Source organism: Candidatus Pelagibacter sp. Uisw_137 (genome assembly GCF_047720245.1).
GTDB lineage: Bacteria > Pseudomonadota > Alphaproteobacteria > Pelagibacterales > Pelagibacteraceae > Pelagibacter.
On sequence record NZ_CP159811.1, the window covers coordinates 847,240 to 862,427 of the forward strand.

Consider the following 15,188-nt stretch of genomic DNA (forward strand, 5'->3'; position numbering starts at 1 on the left):
ACGTAATCCTGTGTGCCATTAGCACCAGTGTTTACTTCTTTTCGAAGAAGTCTTAAAGAAAGTTCTTTCTTTCAATGACTTTTCTAAAGATTTAACAAGATTTTTAAATTCGAATTTGTTCATAACTATTTAATACACTAGATATGTGATATTTGCAATACTGATATGCGTTAAAGTAATATTATACTTTAAATGATTCACCACAACCACAACGCTCGGATTCATTGGGGTTATTGAATACAAATGAGGATGAAAATTCCTCTTTTTTATAGTCCATTTCAGTTCCTAGTAAATACATAACAGCTGCAGCATCCACAAAAACCTTAACACCTTTGTCTTCAATTATTTCATCTGATGGATTAATTTCTTTTGCATATTCCATTACATAAGACATGCCAGCACAACCACCAGACTTAACGGCAACTCTAACACCAATTGAATTCGACTCAACTCCAGACATAATTTCTTTAATACGACTTGCAGCGTTGTCACTTAATTTAATTATAGGGTTCATTATAAATTTAACTCCAATTTAGCAGCTTCTGACATCATTGATTTTTCCCAAGGTGGTTCAAAAACTAAATCTAGATCAACTTCTTCAATGCCTTCAACTTGCATTGCGCTATCTTTAACTTCCTGAGGTAAGCTTTCTGCAACAGGACAATTTGGTGAAGTCAAGGTCATTATAATCTTAGCTTTAGACTCGTTTACCTTAACATCATAAATTAAACCTAATTCATAAATATTGACTGGTATCTCCGGGTCATAAATTTTTCTAATTTCAGCTATTACTTGTTCTCTTAATTCCATAATTTAATCTAATTTTTCAGTATTAATTTCTTCTTGAGTATTGTCAATTGCAGAGATTAAAGTATGCCATGATAAAGTCGCACATTTTACTCTCATTGGGTATTGTTTTACACCAGACAAGCACATTAATTTGGTTTTTTCATCTTCTTCTAAGTTTTTTGATTTTAATTCAGGGTTCTCTTTAATCATACCTAAAAAATCATTTACAATTTCTTTAACTTCCACCTCTTCTTTTCCTTTAATTAAATCAGTCATAATTGATGCTGAGGCCATTGAAATTGCACAACCACTACCTTCAAATGAAATATCTTCTACTTTTTTATTCTCATCAAGTTTTAAAAATATATGAACATTGTCACCACATAACGGATTCTTGCCCATTGCATCTTTATTAAAATTTTCAGTTTTTCTTAAGTTGCGGGGATTTTTGCCATGCTCTAAAATTATTTCTTGATAAAGCTCTTTTATATTCATTAAATGTTAAAAATTTTCTTACAGTTGTTAATAGAATTATTAAGTTGATCCAGATCATCTTTTGTATTGTAGACACCTAATGAAGCACGTGCACTTGCTGGTATTCCTAATTTGTCATGTAGAATTTGGCAACAATGATGTCCCGCTCTAATAGCAACACCATCTTCATCCAGTATTGTAGCTATGTCATGTGGATGAACACCTTCAATAGTAAAAGATAAAACTGCCGATCTATGTTTCGGGTTACCAATTAATTTAACTGAATTATTTTTTCTTAAAATTTCTTGACCATACTGGATTAATTCTTGCTCATGCTTAATCATGTTTTCAATTCCAATTTTTTCTAAAAATTTTATAGATTGATCAAATGCTATAACTTGAGCAGTTGCCATAGTTCCAGCTTCATATTTGTTAGGTAAATCACCATATGAAATACTATCTTTTTTTACATCTTGGATCATTCCACCACCACCTTGATAAGGTGGTAATTCCTCTAGCCACTTTTTCTTTGCGTATAAAACACCAAGACCTGTTGGTCCGTACATTTTATGGCAAGAAATAGCATAAAAATCACAGTCAATATCTTGCATATTAAGTTTTAAGTGAGGAGCACCTTGGCATCCATCCACTAGAACCGCAATACCTTTTGAATGAGCAAGTTCTGTTATTTCTTTAACAGGCAAAACCGATCCAGTTACATTAGACAAGTGTGTAATTGCAATCAATTTAGTTTTTGATGTTATTTTTTTTTCAATACTTTCTAAAGTAATTTCTCCATCATCATTGATCTCTGCAAATTCTATCCTTACACCCTTAGATTGTCTTAAAAAATGCCAAGGTACATAATTAGAATGATGTTCAAGTTCTGTTATAAGGATTTCATCACCTTCTTCTAAAAATTTTTGGCCATAGGTATTAGCTACAAGATTAATTGCCTCAGTAGCACCTTTGGTGAATACAATTTCATTTTTATCTTTAGCGTTAATATATTTTTGAACAGAAGATCTTGTATTTTCATAAAGATTAGTTGCTGCTACTGCTAAATAATGAACACTTCTACCTGTATTTGAAAATTCATTTGTATAAAAATCATTAACTCTATCAATTACAGATTGTGGTTTTTGAGATGAATTAGCGCTATCAAGATAAACAAGATCATTATTTTGAACTTTATTATTAAATATTGGAAATTCTTTTTTAATATTTGCTATACTCATTCTACTACTCCCATCATATCTTTAATTAAATTTTTGATTTCTAAATCAGTAATTTTTTCAACCACATCCATTAGAAAGCCATTAATTAATAATTCTTTTGATTGCTGATGACTTAAACCTCGAGACATTAGATAAAATATCGAGTCTTCATCCAAGTTACCTGAGGTTGATCCATGTGAGCATTTTACATCATCTGCGTAAATTTCCAGTTCAGGTTTACCATCAAATTCTGTATTTTCATTTAAAAGTAAAGCTTTACTCAGTTGATAACCGTTTGTTTTTTGTGCTTTTCGATCAACAAAAATTTTACCTTGATAGATACCTTTAGATTTATCATTTAAAACTGTTTTGATTAATTGATAGCTTTTTGTATTTTCCGCTAAATGATTTATGTTAGTTTTAATTTCATGATGCTGTGAGTTTTTCAAGTTTATTACACCATTAATAAATGCCGAACTGTATTGATCGTTTAAGTTACAATTTACCTCATTTTTAATAAATTTAGATCCCGTAGAAAAAATAAAATTTTCAGAAATACTATTTTTCTCAAGATTAATATTATTATAAAAATATTTAATATTAGAGTTAGTTTTATGATCAATCTTGTAGCTTTTAAGGATTGCATCTTGAGCAATATCAAAATTTTGAGTTATATTAATAAAATTATTTTCAGACTGATCATCAAATATAGTAACTAATTTCAAGCTACTATTTTTTTCTAATTTAATGTCTGTTCTTAAATTGAGTGCAGTTGAGTTAACATCCTCAGTAGTAATATTGTATAAAATTAAGGGCTTATTTAATGAATAATTCTCTTTAATGATAATGCCAATATGTGCACTAGCTAGAGCATGATTCAAAGATACCAATGGATTAATTTCGTTGGCATTGTTGCTTAAATCTAAATCATTATTAATTAAAACTTTAGTGTCATCTTCGTAATTGATATCTACTTTTGAGATAGATCCATTAATAAAAATAATCTTATTATGCTCAAACTTATTAATTAAAGATATTTGATCTTCAGGTTCATAAGTTTTATCATTATAAAAACTTAAATTTTCAATATTAGATGAGATTATTTGATTTAAATCTGAAAATTTCCAATCTTCAATTCTTTTATTTGGAAAGCCCTTATCGATAAAATTTGTTAAATTTTTCTTTCTAAGCTCAACATTACTTTCAGAAAATTTTAAATTTTCTGCCATTTTATTGAAATCTGATTTTAATTGTTCAATCATTTAACTAAGTGTTTCGTATCCTTTACTTTCTAATTCCATTGCCAATTCAGATCCTCCAGATTTAACAATTTGACCATCAATTAAAACATGAACAAAATCTGGTTTAATATAATCAAGCAACCTTTGATAATGGGTAATGATTAAAAAAGAACTATCTTTACTTCTTAAGGCATTCACACCTTCAGATACTATTTTTAACGCATCGATATCAAGTCCAGAATCTGTTTCGTCTAGAATAGACAGCTTAGGATTTAATATAGACATTTGAAGTATTTCATTTTTTTTCTTTTCTCCACCAGAAAAACCTACATTTAATTGTCTACTTAATATTTTTTCATCAAATTTTAATTCGCCTGCTTTTTTCTTAACTAATTTTAAGAATTCAATAGCATCTAATTCTTTTTCACCTTTAGCTTTTTTAATTGCATTTAGAGATGTTTTTAAAAATATATTGGTATTAACTCCTGGTATTTCCAATGGATATTGGAATGCTAAAAATATTCCTTTATGAGCTCTTTCTTCAATCTCTAAATCTAAAAGATTTTCATTAAAATATTTTATTTCGCCAGTTACAGTGTAGCCTTTTTTTCCTGAAAGAACATTTGATAGAGTACTTTTTCCAGATCCATTAGGTCCCATAATTGCGTGTACTTCTCCAGGTTTAATTTCTAAATTTAACCCTTTTAAAATTTCTTTATTATCAATATTTGCTTTAAGCTCTTTAATTGTTAACATTAACCAACACTCCCTTCTAAACTAATTCCTACTAATTTTTGAGCTTCAACTGCAAATTCCATTGGTAATTGTTGTAGAACCTCTTTGCAAAAACCATTAACTATTAAACTAACGGCTTCTTCTTGATTTAAACCTCTTTGATTGCAATAAAACAATTGTTCGTCACTAATTTTTGATGTAGTTGCTTCATGCTCAATATTTGAGCTAGAATTTTTATTCTTTATGTATGGAATTGTATGTGCTCCACACTTGTTACCCATCAAAAGAGAATCGCATTGAGTAAAATTCCTCGCATTATCGGCATTTTTTGCAATATCTACTAACCCTCTATAGGTGTTATCTGCAAAACCAGCTGAAATACCTTTTGATATTATTTTGCTCTTTGTATTTTTGCCCAAATGAATCATTTTAGTACCTGTGTCTGCTTTTTGATGATTATTTGTTATTGCTATTGAATAAAATTCTCCAACAGAATTATCGCCCATCAATATACAGCTCGGATATTTCCATGTAATTGCTGATCCTGTTTCAACTTGTGTCCAAGATATTTTTGAATTTTTTCCCTTACACAAACCTCTCTTAGTTACAAAATTATAAATTCCACCTATTCCATTTTTGTCTCCGGGGTACCAATTTTGTACTGTTGAATATTTTATTTCTGCATCATCTAGTGCAACTAACTCTACATTTGCTGCATGTAATTGATTTTCATCTCTCATTGGTGCTGTACACCCTTCTAAATAACTTACATAACTTCCTTTATCAGCAATAATCAAAGTTCTTTCAAATTGACCTGTTTCTGTAGCATTAATTCTAAAATAAGTTGAGAGTTCCATCGGGCATCTTACACCTTCAGGAATATAAACGAATGACCCATCGGTAAAAACTGCTGAGTTAAGTGTTGCAAAATAATGATCTGATAATGGAATTACAGAACCTAAATACTTTTTTACTAATTCAGGATGCTCTCGTATTGCTTCTGACATGGAACAAAAAATAATTCCTTTTTTATTTAACTCACCCTTAAATGTTGTTGCAACAGAAACAGAATCAAATACAGCATCGACTGCAATTCCATTAAGTCTTGCTTGCTCTTGTAGAGGTATTCCAAGTTTATTGTAAGTCTCTAATAATTTTGGATCTAATTCATCTAAACTTTTTGGCTTATCATCCATACTCTTCGGCGCTGAATAATAATAAAGATCTTGATAATCTATTTTAGGATATTTAGGTTTTTGCCAATTAGGTTCTTTTAATTGCTTTAGTCTCTCAAAGGCTTTTAATCTCCAATCAAGCATCCATTGTGGTTCTTTTTTGATATTTGAAATAAACTTAATTACCTCTTCATTTAAACCTTTAGGTGCTCTAGTGTTTTCAATATCAGTTGAAAACCCATATTTATAATCTTTTAATTTTTCTATTTCTTTTTCTCTTGCATCCATTTTAATTTCTACTTTCTGAAGAATTGTTAATAAGATCTTTTAAATTTTTTTGTTCAAAGAAATGATTGATATAAACTTCAAGTTCGTCCCATAAATTATGAGTAATGCATTTTGTAGTCTTGCTATTGCATCCTTTTTTAGATTCTTTTTTACATTGAACAGTTTTAACTTCTTCATCTACAGCACTAAGTATATTTGCTAATTTAATTTCTTCTGGTTCTTTGTTTAAGATATAGCCACCATTGGTTCCTCTAATACTTTTCACAATATTGTATTTTTTTAATTTAGAAAAAATTTGTTCTAAAAAGTCTAAGGAAATTCCTTGTCTTAACGATATATCTCTTAAAGATACTGGATTAACACTATTAAACTTAGCGAGATCAGCTAATGCCATTACTGCATATCTACCTTTTGATGTTAATTTCATTTTACCCTTATTTAAGAAGGCTTTTTATACAAACTTGACCAATTTAGTCAAGTATACAATATACAAAAAAGATAACATATTGTCGCTTAGTTATGATAAGTGTATTTTTTTTTGAGAATAATAATCAATATCATTTATGGACAATAAAATAGTAGAAGTTTTTATACCTGGACCTGCCGGAAGAATGGAAGCCAAGTATTACAAAAGTGAAAAAATTACATCACCAATAGCGTTAGTATTACAACCTCATCCTCAATATGGAGGAACAATGAATAATAAAGTTGTGGTTGATACATTTCATACTTTTATGGAAAATGGATTTTCTGTATGCAGGGTAAACTTTAGAGGTGTTGGAAAAAGTGATGGTGAATTTGATAATGGTCAAGGCGAACTAGCTGATGCAGCTGCAGCTCTAGATTGGTTAGAACGTGAAAATTTTGACAACTCACAATGTTGGGTTTCAGGATTTTCTTTTGGATCACTAATAGCAATGCAACTACTAATGAGAAGACCAGAAATAAATAGATTTATTGCAATATCACCACAACCAAATGTTTATGACTTTTCATTCTTATCTCCATGTCCTACCTCAGGTTTAATGATTTATGGAAAAAAGGATGAGTTAGTTCCCCTAGAACATATTACAGATCTAGATAAAAGATTAAGTGCCCAAAAAGGTATTAAAGTTGACTTTCAAGCTATAAATGATGCTAATCATTTTTTTACTAAAACAGAAGATGCATTGGTAAAAAGTTTAGATAAATATATCAAAAAAGAATCTGCTTTATTTTAATCTGAATAGTTTTTAACTAAAACTCCACCTATTGAAGGTTTTTCCACGTTCGTAGTGTTTGGGTATGAAATTATTTTTTTCAGTGCAGATCTGATTGCAAGATAAGCAAAAGCTTGCGACTCTATGAAATCTCCATCAATTTTATAATCATCAATTATTTTTAAAGAAATATTTTTTGGCAGTCTTTTCCTTATACTCTTCATTAAAGAAAGGTTTTTTCTTCCACCACCACAAACAATTATTGATAGCTTTTCATTTTCATTAATTTTTATTGATTTTAAGATTGATTGATAAATTATTATTGCTGTAAAATCTACTAATGTTGATAAGCCATCCTCATATGAGAGACCTTTTACAAAACTTAAATCAAAATCCTTTACATCAAATGAAAGTTTTTTTTGATTACTTATATTGTCAAAATTATCAATTGCTTGATTTAGAATAACTTCACTTGTTTTTCCAATGTCTGAAGCTTTTCCATTTTCATCATATTTCATTTGTGTGTGTTTTCTAACCCATTCATCTAAGAGACAATTACCTGGACCTACATCAAGACTTATTAAATCTTCATTATTTTTTGAAACAACAAGGGTAATATTTGCAATACCTCCTACGTTTAGAACGCAAGCAGGTCTCTCTATTTGATTCTGATTTACAAGTAAGTTGTGAAAGATTGAGGTTAATGGGGCTCCCTGACCCCCATTAAGAATGTCATTTTCTCTAAAGTTATAAACTACGTTTTTTTTTAAAAGATTTGATAATAAATTACCGTCTCCAATTTGTTTTGATATTTTTTTCTGAGCATTATGGAAAATTGTTTGACCATGAAAACCAACTAAATCCACATCTATTCCAGCATTCATTATAATTACTTTACTAATTTTGGCGTGAAATAATGTGATTTTTCTCTCGAGTTCGTTAATTTGATAAGAATTAGTTGTTAAATCTTTTATTGAATTTATTTTATCTCTCAAATTTAGTAAGTCTGAATAAATTACCTCATCATACTCAAAATATTTGTCAAATATAGGTTCATAGTTATTTTCACCGTCGGATCTAATAATTGATGCATCAATCCCATCCATAGATGTGCCACTCATTAACCCTAAAGAAGTATAAAATTTTTCCATTCTTATTTTTTAAGTAAATATTGTATATTCTAGATAGCATATTTATGAATAAATTTTTAAAAGAATTTAAAGATCGAGGTTTCTTTTATCAGTGTACTGGAGAAGATAATCTGTCTCAATTACTAGATAAAGAAAAAATCAGAGCTTACATAGGTTTTGATTGTACTGCTGAAAGTCTTCATGTTGGTAGTTTGCTTCAAATTATGTGTCTTAGATTATTACAAAAACATGGTCACCGACCAATAGTTTTATTGGGAGGTGGTACTACTAGAATAGGTGACCCCTCTGGAAAAGATAAAACTAGAACAATTTTATCTGAAGAAGAAATTAAAAAGAATATAAATAATATTGAAAAAATTTTAAAAAACTTTTTAGATGATAAAGACCCAAAAACAAAACCAATATTTGTTAATAATTACACCTGGCTTAAAAATTTAAATTATATTTCTTTTCTAAGAGATGTGGGAAAACATTTTACAATCAACAAAATGTTGAGTTTTGATAGTGTTAAAATTAGACTAGAAAGAGAACAGTCATTAAGTTATATGGAATTTAACTATATGATTTTGCAAGCTTATGATTTTTTAGAATTAAATAAAAAAGAAAAATGCATGCTTCAAATTGGTGGCTCAGATCAATGGGGTAATATCGTTAATGGAGTTGATCTTATAAAAAAATATTCAAATAATCATGTTTATGGTTTAACGACACCTCTTATTACATTAGCATCAGGTGCAAAAATGGGTAAAACTGAGTCTGGAGCTGTTTGGCTAGATAAAAAATTTCTTTCAGGATATGACTACTGGCAATTTTGGAGAAATATTGATGATCGAGATGTCTTAAAGTTTTTAAAAATTTTTACAGATATTCATATTGATGAGATTGAAAACATTAAAAATGATAATATTAATGAGTTAAAAATTTTACTTGCTAATAAAGCTACATCTATGCTGCATGGTGAAGATGAAGCAAGAAAATGTCAAGAAACAGCAAAACAAACATTTTCTGAAAATTCTTTAGGTGACAACTTACCAACCATTAAAATTAACAAACAAATGCTAGGCGACAATATAAATATTCTAGATTTAGTAATTTTATCTAAACTAGAAAGTTCTAAAAGTGAAATTCGAAGATTAATCAAAGGAAATGGTATTAAAATAAACAGTCAGGCTATTTCTGATGAAAAGTTTTTAATTACTAAAAATTTATTTAAAGATAGATTAATTAAACTTTCTCTTGGCAAAAAAAAACATATTAAAGTTGAATTAATTTAGTTCTTGTTAATTTTTTCTAGTGTTCTTGTTATAAATCTAGGTGTTAGAGTTTTTATTGGATTGACTGTTGTGGTTAGATTTTTTGGAGGTCCTTTTATTTTAAAACTTACACCAAAAACACCTTCACCCGTTTTATCTCCTATCAATATTTTTCCAAGTAGAGGAATTGAGGCTATGGATCTATTTATAGTTGTTGCAGGAACCAATGTTCCTCTCAAACTAACTAATTTCTTTGATTCAATATAACCATCCATTAATATAGAAATAGCAGGACCAATTGCATACATTTCCTCAATCTCAGTAAGACCTTTTTGACTTGAAAATCGCATTTCAAAATCAGTAAATCTTATTCCCTCACCGGTTAAAAGATCTGCAATTCCCTGAAGAGATGCTAGGCTTAAAAGCTTAGCAAAAACAGGCACTTCTTTAACTTTAAAATTATCAATAACTAATACAGAATCTGACAAGCCATCTTTTTTTATAGAATTAAAATTTAGATTCCCTTCTTCAAATCCTTTTATGAAATCATATCTTTTAATCAAAGGTTTTGGGTGGTTTGAAAAAAATCTTGTAATAGTTTCTTTTTGCTTATTAGTTTCAATAGATAAATTCATTTTTTTATTGTTAGAAGAAGTAGACTCTAGTTTTAATTTATCTAACTTATTTTCTTTAAAGGAAAAATTTCCAAATAAATTTTTTATATAATCTTTTTTGTTTAAAAAAGTTGTTTCTATTTTAATATCAAATTTAGAATTAAAATTTTCAAAAATTGTAGAACTTTCATCATCATCTATACTATTATTAATGAACTGAGCTGCATCAAAACTTTTACCTATTATGGAAAAATTGGATTTATTTTTCTTTAATTCTATCTTGTTAAGAAGGTCATTTTTATTTCTATAATCAAGCTTAACATAATCTAAATCCTTAATTTTAAAATTTTTGCTTAATAATAAATCTTTAATTAAAATTTGATTATTTTTTTCTATTATAGAAATATTTTTAAATATTAATTCTTTATTTTTTTTGTAAATACCTTTTAATAAAATTTCTGAACTATCTTCTTTTTTCTTCTTATAATCTAAAAAATTTATTATTAATGGATTGTTTTCAATATTAAGTTTTGTATCAAATGTTATTTTTCCATCATTATTAATAATGCTGTAAGATAATTGTTCAAGTTCATCTCCAATATAAATGGCCCCGTCACCTTTAATATCCAATATATTTTTTGTAAATTTAATTTTAATCTTATGATCTTTAAATTTAACTTGCTCTATATAATTAGGTAAAAAGGGTTTTAAATTAAAAGGACTTTTAACTATTTCAAAATTTTCTAGGTTTAAGTTTGTTTCAAGTTTTAAATCATTCAATTTTAATTTTTTGTTAACGTTAAAAGAAAAGGTATTTATAGAATTAAAGTCAATTTTTTCTATCTCGATGCTGTTTATCCAGTCATCAAGTATAGGCTCTAATTTACTTATATCAAAATTTTGTTGATCCTTTGTTATTTTTCCGTCAACAAAAAATATATCTTTCTTTTTTTCAATTTTAATTAATGGTGATTTTAATTTTACACTATTAAGATTTGTTTCTATTTTTCTTAACGTTAATTGATTATTACTTATATTAAATGAAAGGTTTAAATCTTCAATTTTCACTTGGTTAAAAATATTAAATTTTGCTTTTTTAATAGTCCCATTAATTTTATAATTGTTTTTTATTTCTCCATTTAAATCAAACGTAAGATTTATATTTGCAGAAAGTAACCCCTCTTTAGTTATGTTATCTAAAACAAAAAGTTGTGGTGATCCTTTAACTACTCTTGTTAATGAAATTAGATCTTTAATTTTAATTTCTTTTGTGGAAATTTTTAAATCATCAATAGAAAATTGATTAGTTATAAAAGATTTCAACGATATATTGGTGTTAATATCACTTAAATCTAAACTTTTATCTTGCAGTAATATTTTGGGGTTTTTTGCTGAAATATTAATACTAAAATTCAGTGGGTTTAATAAATAATTAACTTCCTTTAATGAAATGTTAATTTTTTTATTAATTTTTGAAACATTTTTTGTAATTTCATTATTAAACTTTTCAGTCTTTATTCCATATATACTTAAGTAAATAACAATAGCTGCAACAGTTATTGTTAATATTATAAGAATTTTAATTATTCTTTTCATTATTTCATTTTATATAATGAACTTTCTAAAAAATCATCAATCTCACCATCTAAGATTTTATCTGGATTTGAGCTTTCAAAGTTAGTTCTGTTATCTTTTACCATTCTGTATGGGTGAAGTACATAGGATCTAATTTGATGACCCCAACCAATTTCTGACTTGGAAGATTCTACTGTTTGACTTTCTTTTTCTTTTTTTTTTAATTCAAAATCATACAATCTTGCTTTAAGCATATTCATACAGGTATCTTTATTTTTATGTTGTGATCTTTCATTTTGACATTGCACAACTATTTTTGATGGTAAGTGAGTAATTCTTACTGCACTGTCTGTAGTATTTACATGCTGTCCTCCAGCTCCACTTGATCTATAAGTATCAATACGTAAATCTTTTTCATTTATCTCTATTTCGATATTTTCATCTACAACTGGATAAATCCAAATACTAGCAAAACTGGTATGTCGTCTAGCTCCAGAGTCAAAGGGAGATACTCTAACTAACCTATGAATTCCAGACTCAGCTTTTAACCATCCATAAGTATAATCACCCTCAATTTTAATAGTTGATGATTTTATGCCAGCTTCATCTCCCTTATGTTCGCTAATTAATTCTGATTTAAAATTCTTAATATCCGACCATTTTAAATACATTCTTCTTAACATTTCTGCCCAATCTTGACTTTCTGTTCCACCAGCACCTGCATGAATTTCTATATAACAATCCAGACTATCAGTTTCATTTGACAAAAAACATTTAGTTTCATTTTTTTTAGCTAATTTTTTTAAACTTTTGATGCTCTCTAAAACTTCATCTATTACAGATTGATTTTTTTCTTCTAAAGCAAGCTCATTCAGTTCATCTAGATCAACTATTGATTTAGATGAATTTTCATATGAATTTATTAATTCTTCATACAATTTTTTTTCTTTAATAACTTTTTGGGAATTTGCTTTGTTTTGCCAGAAATTAGTTTCTAGTATTTTTTGGTTAGTCTTTTCTAATTTTGCATGAATACTATGTGTTTCAAAGATACTCCTTAACTCTTTGATTGATTTTTTCTATTTCAGATTTGTAATTTAAATATTCATTATCCATTAATAGAACCTTAATATATTATTATTTTTTAATCTATTGTTAATATCTTGACTCAATAAACTTTCTACTTTCGCATCTTTATAAGCTTCAATAATTGTTGTTCTTGTTCCAGTTTCAGCTTTTTTTCCTGTAACAGGATCAATAACTTTCATTAAAATATTTTTTGCAACTTTAAACGGTCTTGCATCTTCTTTTTTTACAGCTTTTTTTACAAAGCTTTTAAAAATCGGTAATGCTGTTTTTGCTCCTGTTTCATATCTTCCAAGTGATTTTGGATTATCTGAACCCACATAAACTCCTATTGTCAATTTTGAGGTAAAGCCGACAAACCAAGTATCTGTATTTCCATTCGTTGTTCCAGTTTTGCCAGCTAAGTCTAAATTTAAATCTTTTAAATTTTTTCCTGTTCCATTTTGAACAGTTCCCTCTAATATCGAGGTCATTTGATATGCCGTTTCTGGAGAAAATATTTGCTCAAACTTGTCTTCTATATTTGGATAATTATCACTTAAGTGAGATATTTGATCACAATTTATACACTCTCTCATTTCATTATTAAATATTGTATTACCTTCACTATCTTGAATTCTATCAATCATTATTGGTTTAACTAGTTTTCCTCCATTAACAAATGATGAATATGCTGATGTTAGTTTTAATAAAGTTGTCTCAGCAGAACCTAATGAAATTGATAAAAGCTCACTAGGATTTTCATATATTCCAAGTTTTTTTGAAAAATTAACAATTTTTTTAACTCCAAGATCTTGTGCAATTCTAACTGTCATCAAGTTTCTAGATTTTTCTAATCCCATTCTCAGTGTTGATGGTCCATAAAATTTTTTTCCATAGTTTTCTGGTTTCCACATTTTTAAATCAGTTCCTTGTTCTAAAACTAATGGTGCATCTAAAATTAAAGTTGATGGTGTATATCCATTCTCAAGAGCTAAAGCATAAATAAAAGGTTTGAAAGCAGAACCTGGCTGTCTTAGCGCCTGCGTTGCTCTATTAAATTCACTTTTTTTAAAACTAAATCCACCACTTAAAGCTAACACCCTTCCAGTAAACGGATCCATAACAACAATTCCTCCATTGACCACTGGCAACTGTCTTAAGGCAAATATGTTTTTGTTAATATTTTCAACATAAATAACATCTCCAATTTTTAATATTTCTTTAAAATCCTTTTTTATCCATGAGATATTTTCATATTTAATAGTTCCTTTTTTTTCATATTCTGTTTCAATTTCTATTGAAAATTTATCTATCTTGTTAACTATTGCTAAGTCCCAGTTAATTGATTTTTCTAACTTAAATTTATCTACCTTTTTATTCCATTTTTCTAATTTTTTAATATTAGTCAATGCTCCACGCCAACCTTTTCTTTTATCATGTTCAATGAGACCCTGCCTCAATGACTCTGTTGCGATTTTTTGTAAATGAAGATTAATAGGTGTGCTTATATTTAATCCTTGCTTATAAACTTTATCAAAACCTAATTTTTCAACAACATCTTTTCTAATATCTTCAACATAATAACTTGTGTCTTCTGTAAAAACTTTTTTTCTTTTTTTTAGTATAATTTTTTTTGACAAAAGTTCTTCTTGATTTTTTTTATTTATATAATTATTTTCAAATAAATTATTTATAACTAAATTTCTTCTAAATTTTGAAAGTTCAATATTTTTATAAGGATTATATCTACTTGGGGCCTTTGGTAGAGCTGCTAATAGAGCTGCCTCTTCATAATTTAATTCACTAATTGATTTGTCAAAATACTCTAAGCTAGCTGATGCAACACCATAAGTACCTTCACCAAGATATATTTGATTTAAGTATAGTTCTAATATTCTTTCTTTTGAAAGAGCCCTTTCTATTCTAAAAGCAAGAATTGCCTCTTTAATTTTTCTATTTAAACTTACTTCATTTGTTAATAAAAAATTTTTTGCTACTTGTTGGGTTATAGTTGATGCACCCTCTAGTCTTCTTGATGCAATTAAATTGGATATATTATTAATTATTGCTCTTAATACTCCTTTGGCATCTACACCAGGGTGTGAATAGAAATTTTTATCTTCTGCAGATAAGAAAGAGTTAATCACTTTTTCTGATATTGATTTATAGGGTACAAATATTCGTTTTTCTGATGAAAAATCATTCACTAGCTCGCCGTCACCTGAATAAACTTTACTAGAAACTGATGGTTTATAATTTTTAAGGAATTTATAATCTGGTAAATTATTAGAAAAAGCCCACAAAACAGCTAATATTGAAAATGCAGATAATAGACCAATACTTAAAACTAATATAAATATATTTCTAATTATTCGATGCATTTTAGTTTAATATATACAAGAATTTGGT

14 protein-coding genes are annotated in these 15,188 nt (G+C 27.8%); 2 read left to right on the forward strand and 12 right to left on the reverse strand.

Translation table 11 applies throughout. The annotated features are described in order from the left end of the window. Positions 1-181: 181 nt before the first annotated feature. Genes ABXT61_RS04630 through ABXT61_RS04665 form a run of 8 tightly spaced genes read right to left on the reverse strand, consistent with a single transcriptional unit; the run spans position 182 to position 6,346 of the window. Entirely contained in the window at positions 182-514 is a 333-nt protein-coding gene (locus tag ABXT61_RS04630; RefSeq protein ID WP_020169243.1) for a HesB/IscA family protein, read from the reverse strand. Continuing rightward, positions 514-810, reverse strand: a complete 297-nt coding sequence (locus ABXT61_RS04635; RefSeq protein WP_415314605.1) for an iron-sulfur cluster assembly protein — start codon at positions 808-810, stop codon at positions 514-516. The genes ABXT61_RS04630 and ABXT61_RS04635 overlap by 1 nt, the downstream gene beginning before the upstream one ends. A 3-nt stretch (positions 811-813) precedes the next feature. Then, positions 814-1,284, reverse strand: coding sequence for a Fe-S cluster assembly sulfur transfer protein SufU (sufU, locus tag ABXT61_RS04640; RefSeq protein WP_006997170.1), 471 nt, complete (start codon positions 1,282-1,284; stop codon positions 814-816). Then, on the reverse strand, positions 1,284-2,501 hold the full coding sequence (locus tag ABXT61_RS04645) for an aminotransferase class V-fold PLP-dependent enzyme (protein WP_415314606.1): 1,218 nt from the start codon (positions 2,499-2,501) through the stop codon (positions 1,284-1,286). The genes sufU and ABXT61_RS04645 overlap by 1 nt, the downstream gene beginning before the upstream one ends. Then, a complete protein-coding gene (sufD, locus tag ABXT61_RS04650; protein WP_415314607.1) occupies positions 2,498-3,742 on the reverse strand; it encodes a Fe-S cluster assembly protein SufD in 1,245 nt (414 codons plus the stop codon). The genes ABXT61_RS04645 and sufD overlap by 4 nt, the downstream gene beginning before the upstream one ends. Further along, complete coding sequence (sufC, locus tag ABXT61_RS04655; protein ID WP_415314608.1) at positions 3,743-4,477, reverse strand: Fe-S cluster assembly ATPase SufC; 735 nt, start codon at positions 4,475-4,477, stop codon at positions 3,743-3,745. It abuts the gene before it with no gap. Beyond that, positions 4,477-5,919, reverse strand: a complete 1,443-nt coding sequence (gene sufB / locus ABXT61_RS04660; protein WP_415314610.1) for a Fe-S cluster assembly protein SufB — start codon at positions 5,917-5,919, stop codon at positions 4,477-4,479. Before sufB ends, sufC begins: the two co-directional genes overlap by 1 nt. A gap of 1 nt (position 5,920) precedes the next feature. After that, complete coding sequence (locus ABXT61_RS04665; RefSeq protein WP_415314611.1) at positions 5,921-6,346, reverse strand: RrF2 family transcriptional regulator; 426 nt, start codon at positions 6,344-6,346, stop codon at positions 5,921-5,923. A gap of 136 nt (positions 6,347-6,482) precedes the next feature. Between ABXT61_RS04665 and ABXT61_RS04670 the strand changes: the two genes are divergently transcribed. Continuing rightward, positions 6,483-7,139, forward strand: a complete 657-nt coding sequence (locus ABXT61_RS04670) for an alpha/beta hydrolase (protein WP_415314612.1) — start codon at positions 6,483-6,485, stop codon at positions 7,137-7,139. Here ABXT61_RS04670 and ABXT61_RS04675 read toward each other — a convergent pair. After that, positions 7,136-8,269 (reverse strand): anhydro-N-acetylmuramic acid kinase, encoded by a 1,134-nt coding sequence (locus ABXT61_RS04675; RefSeq protein ID WP_415314613.1) that lies wholly within the window; start codon positions 8,267-8,269, stop codon positions 7,136-7,138. The two genes, ABXT61_RS04670 and ABXT61_RS04675, sit on opposite strands and share 4 nt — an antisense overlap. Before the next feature lie 44 nt (positions 8,270-8,313). On the opposite strand from ABXT61_RS04675, the gene tyrS reads away from it, so the two are divergent. Then, complete coding sequence (gene tyrS, locus ABXT61_RS04680) at positions 8,314-9,543, forward strand: tyrosine--tRNA ligase (protein ID WP_415314614.1); 1,230 nt, start codon at positions 8,314-8,316, stop codon at positions 9,541-9,543. Here tyrS and ABXT61_RS04685 read toward each other — a convergent pair. Genes ABXT61_RS04685 through ABXT61_RS04695 form a run of 3 tightly spaced genes read right to left on the reverse strand, consistent with a single transcriptional unit; the run spans position 9,540 to position 15,160 of the window. Further along, the gene (locus ABXT61_RS04685) at positions 9,540-11,732 is read right to left on the reverse strand and encodes a hypothetical protein (RefSeq protein WP_415314616.1); all 2,193 of its coding nucleotides are present in this window, start codon (positions 11,730-11,732) and stop codon (positions 9,540-9,542) included. The genes tyrS and ABXT61_RS04685 overlap by 4 nt on opposite strands. After that, on the reverse strand, positions 11,732-12,781 hold the full coding sequence (gene prfB, locus ABXT61_RS04690; RefSeq protein WP_415315941.1) for a peptide chain release factor 2: 1,050 nt from the start codon (positions 12,779-12,781) through the stop codon (positions 11,732-11,734). The genes ABXT61_RS04685 and prfB overlap by 1 nt, the downstream gene beginning before the upstream one ends. Before the next feature lie 45 nt (positions 12,782-12,826). Beyond that, positions 12,827-15,160: a penicillin-binding protein 1A gene (locus ABXT61_RS04695; RefSeq protein ID WP_415314617.1), complete on the reverse strand. Its 2,334-nt coding sequence runs from the start codon at positions 15,158-15,160 to the stop codon at positions 12,827-12,829. Positions 15,161-15,188: the final 28 nt, after the last annotated feature.